Source organism: Lacinutrix sp. (assembly GCF_037625555.1).
Taxonomy (GTDB): Bacteria; Bacteroidota; Bacteroidia; order Flavobacteriales; family Flavobacteriaceae; genus Lacinutrix.
In genome coordinates this window covers 1-3,365 of record NZ_JASJHV010000089.1, presented here as the reverse complement: position 1 = coordinate 3,365, position 3,365 = coordinate 1, and the positions used below count along the sequence as shown (strand labels likewise).

Below are 3,365 nucleotides of genomic sequence, written 5' to 3'. Positions count from 1 at the left end.
CTTCATTTTCTCTTTTTAGGGCTTTCACCTCTGAAGTATTTGCCTCTCTCAAAGTATCTCCTTGCAATCTATGTTTTCCAGCTTCCATAAAGTCCTTACTCCACTTGTAGTATGTTGCAGGGGTTATCCCGTGATTCCTGAAATCTGAGCAATAGAATCTTCTTGTTTAAACCCAGCCAATACAACTGCTATTTTTTCCTCAGAGTTGTAACGCTTTCGAGTTTTCCTTTTTAGTTCTTTTATGAACTGTATTGCACTTGTTTTTTCTTCCATTTTTATTAAATTTAAAAGGTTAAAATTAATAAAAACTATATACTAGAGTTTTATACTAAACAGTTCACTTTGGTTTGACGGATTACACATTATTAATAAAGATATGCTGGTGTGCATAAATATCGCGATCTGTACCAAAACCTTCATAATTGTTTTCACCTTTTGCAGAAGCGTAAACCCAACCACGTTCAATACAATTATATGGTAATTCCCCTCTATTATTAGCTACAAAGTATTGTCTTATTTCTGGTCCTATGCTTTCAAATAAATAACGTAAGTGACCAACAATTGGGTAGTTATGGCTAATAGTATGTCTGCGTTGTATTATATCTCGCAAGGCTACAATTACTGAGGCGATAATAATCCAAAGCCACCATGCTATACTTTATAAAAAGGTTGTAACGGTTTCCATAATTTTAAAAATTTTTACAAAAATAGGTTTAAACTTTAATCTAGATTGCAAAGAACAAAAAACAAACCTCTAAAATCTTTATAATTGTTTATAATTATTAATAAAACCAATGGGTTTAAACCATAACAATAGTTATTTTTGGTCTTTAAAAACGTATAGAAATTGGAGAAGTACTTAAGTCAGTTAAACGAAGCGCAATACGAGCCAACAGTCCAGAAAGAGGGACCAATGATTATTATTGCTGGTGCAGGATCTGGTAAAACTCGTGTGTTAACTTATAGAATAGCTTACTTAATGAGTCAAGGTATAGATGCCTTTAATATTTTGGCTCTTACTTTTACAAATAAAGCTGCTAAAGAGATGAAAGGCAGAATTGCGGATATTGTAGGCGATGGAGAGGCAAAAAATCTATGGATGGGAACATTTCACTCTGTTTTTGCTAAGATTTTACGTTTTGAAGGTCACCACTTAGGTTTTCCAAGTAATTTTACAATTTACGATACTCAAGATTCTCAAAAACTTCTAAGTTCTATTATTAAAGAAATGGGTTTAGAGAAAGACATCTATAAAACCAAGCAAGTTTACAGTAGGATTTCATCATATAAAAACAGTTTGATTACTGTTAAGGCTTATTTTAAAAACCCAGAATTATTGGAAGCAGATGCTATGGCACGCAGACCAAAAATGGGTGATATTTACGCAGAATATGTAAACCGATGTTTTAAAGCAGGCGCAATGGATTTTGATGATTTGTTATTAAGAACTAACGAATTGTTAACACGTTTTCCAGCCGTTTTAGCAAAATACCAAAACAAGTTTCGTTATATATTAGTAGACGAGTATCAAGATACAAACCACTCTCAATACCTTATAGTTAGGGCATTAGCAGATAGGTTTCAAAATATATGTGTTGTAGGAGACGATGCCCAAAGTATTTACGCTTTTCGAGGCGCTAACATTAACAATATTTTGAATTTTCAAAAGGATTACGATAATGTTAAAATGTACCGATTAGAACAAAACTATCGTTCTACAAAAAATATAGTTGGTGCAGCAAACTCAGTAATAGAGCACAATAAAACGAAGTTAGATAAAATAGTTTGGACTGCTAATGATGAAGGTGATAAGGTGAAAGTTCATCGCTCTTTAACAGATGGAGACGAAGGACGTTATGTTGCAAGTACCATTTGGGAAGAAAAGATGAACAACCAATTACTAAACAGTGATTTTGCTATCTTATATCGTACCAATTCACAATCACGTGCAATGGAAGACGCTTTACGTAAACGAGACATACCATATCGTATTTATGGAGGCACCTCCTTTTACCAACGTAAAGAAATTAAAGATGTTACTGCATATCTGCGTTTAATATTAAATTCTTCAGATGAAGAAGCTCTAAAACGCGTTATTAATTTTCCTGCTCGTGGTATTGGTCAAACAACAATAGATAGGTTGGTGGTAGCAGCCAATGCTACAGGTAAAACAATTTTTGGTTTACTAAAAGAGATAGACACTATTTCAATTAACATAAACAATGGCACAAAAAATAAACTTAGAGACTTTGTAACTTTAATAGAAAGTTATCAGGTAATGAACCAAACAGCCAATGCTTTTGATTTGTCTGAACATGTTACAAAAACAAGTGGTTTAATTAGAGAGTTTAATAAAGATGGTACACCAGAAAGTGTCATGAGGCTTGAAAACGTAGAAGAACTTTTAAATGGTATTAAGGATTTTGTAGAAGGCCAATTAGAAATAGCAGATTCTAAAGATGATTTAGCAGAATTTTTAGAAGATGTGGCTTTAGCTACAGATTTAGATGGAGATAAAGGAGACCCAAATCATGTGGCTTTAATGACAATTCACTCTTCTAAAGGCTTAGAATTCAATCATGTATTTGTAGTAGGTTTAGAAGAAGATTTGTTTCCAAGTGCAATGAGTATGAATACTCGAAGTGAACTAGAAGAAGAAAGACGATTATTTTACGTAGCTTTGACAAGAGCAGAGAAAAAAGCGCACTTAACCTATGCGTTATCTCGTCACCGTTGGGGAAAATTAGTAGATTCTGAACCTAGTCGTTTTATAGAAGAGATAGAAGATCAATTTTTAGACATAGTTACTCCAATAGAAGAACGTCTTATAAATCCTATGTTATCAGCAGATATTTTTGGTGATTTAGAACCAAATAAAATAAGATTTAAAAAAGCACTACAACCTAAATTTATAAAGAAAGTGGCAAAAAAGAAAGAACCAGTAAACTTTGAAATAAGTGCTCCAAAGAAAATGAAAAAAGCTTCAGAAGTTGAAGTTCCTGCAGATGCTAATCTGTTTGATGGAGAACTTACAGTTGGAAACAGAGTAAAGCACCTAAAATTTGGTAGAGGAGAAGTATTAAAAATTGAAGGTAAAGGAGGAGATAAAAAAGCTGAAATTAACTTTGAATTTGGAGGTTTAAAAAAGCTACTATTAAGGTTTGCTAAGTTGGAGGTTATTGGTTAGAATGAAATTAAAAACAACATTAATACTCACTTTTTTTTTAGCTTCATTCATTACTAGTAATGCTCAAATTTTCACAAAAGAAGCATTAGAAGCAATTAAAGAAAAGAGTGTCTCTTTTAGAGATTTTTTAACAATACCAGCATACTCCAGTAAATTTTTTGGATTAAAAAATGTAGGT

The 3,365-nt window shown here is 32.5% G+C and carries 2 protein-coding genes and 1 pseudogene; 1 reads left to right on the top strand and 2 read right to left on the bottom strand.

Annotated elements, in window-relative coordinates; genetic code table 11:
• Positions 1–123: 123 nt before the first annotated feature.
• Positions 124–273, bottom strand: coding sequence for a hypothetical protein (locus QNK89_RS07665; RefSeq protein WP_340170424.1), 150 nt, complete (start codon positions 271–273; stop codon positions 124–126).
• Between the two features lie 88 nt (positions 274–361).
• Positions 362–655 (bottom strand): annotated as a pseudogene (locus QNK89_RS07660) (FMN-binding glutamate synthase family protein); the annotation flags it as partial.
• A gap of 192 nt (positions 656–847) precedes the next feature.
• Here QNK89_RS07660 and QNK89_RS07655 point away from each other — a divergent pair.
• The gene (locus QNK89_RS07655) at positions 848–3,187 is read left to right on the top strand and encodes a UvrD-helicase domain-containing protein (protein ID WP_340170423.1); all 2,340 of its coding nucleotides are present in this window, start codon (positions 848–850) and stop codon (positions 3,185–3,187) included.
• The last annotated feature ends 178 nt before the right edge of the window (positions 3,188–3,365 follow it).

What these genes read in the sequence shown, in the direction of transcription:
- QNK89_RS07665 (WP_340170424.1), bottom strand. Translation starts at nt 273, where the DNA reads ATGGAAGAAAAAACAAGTGCAATACAGTTCATAAAAGAACTAAAAAGG.